Origin of the sequence: Sneathia sanguinegens (assembly GCF_001517935.1) — a bacterium.
GTDB lineage: Bacteria > Fusobacteriota > Fusobacteriia > Fusobacteriales > Leptotrichiaceae > Sneathia > Sneathia sanguinegens.
In genome coordinates this window covers 1-552 of sequence record NZ_LOQF01000028.1, presented here as the reverse complement: position 1 = coordinate 552, position 552 = coordinate 1, and the positions used below count along the sequence as shown (strand labels likewise).

Here is a 552-nt window from a genome sequence, read left to right as displayed (position 1 = left end):
TATTTACCATCATTAGCTTTTACTAATCTATTTCCATCTTTATCTGTATAGACTACTGTTCCTGCTTCACCATTTCTTAGTGCATTTACCTTAGTTGTTAGGTCTTTTCCATTTAGTCCATCATTTCCTGTTAAGCCCTTTGAACCTGCACTACTATCTCCAGTTTTTCCATCTCTTCCATCGTTGCCTTTACCATTTAGACTATTCTTTACTGTATCTGTTAAGTTAAATGTAACTTTTCCATTATCTTCAGTCTTTATTTCTAAGTCATTAGATGTGAAATCAAATCCAGTTGTTAATGATGTAGTTTTTGAATCACCACTATTTGCTTTATATGCAATAGTATTATTTCCTATATTCTTATTAACAGTATCGATTTCTTGTTTTACATAATCTTTTACTGCTTTTTCTGTTGTTAATTTACCTTTATCTGCATTTTCTGTAATTGTTTCGCTTATTTTTTCTGTTCCTAATTTATTAATCCATTTATCTCTATTTGTTGTTTCATTAGTTTTATCTAAATTAGAAGCATCTACTTTTGCATATTCTGTT

1 pseudogene is annotated in these 552 nt (G+C 29.2%); it reads right to left on the bottom strand.

Annotated elements, in window-relative coordinates:
* Nucleotides 1–552 (bottom strand): annotated as a pseudogene (locus AWT65_RS06780) (hypothetical protein); the annotation flags it as partial.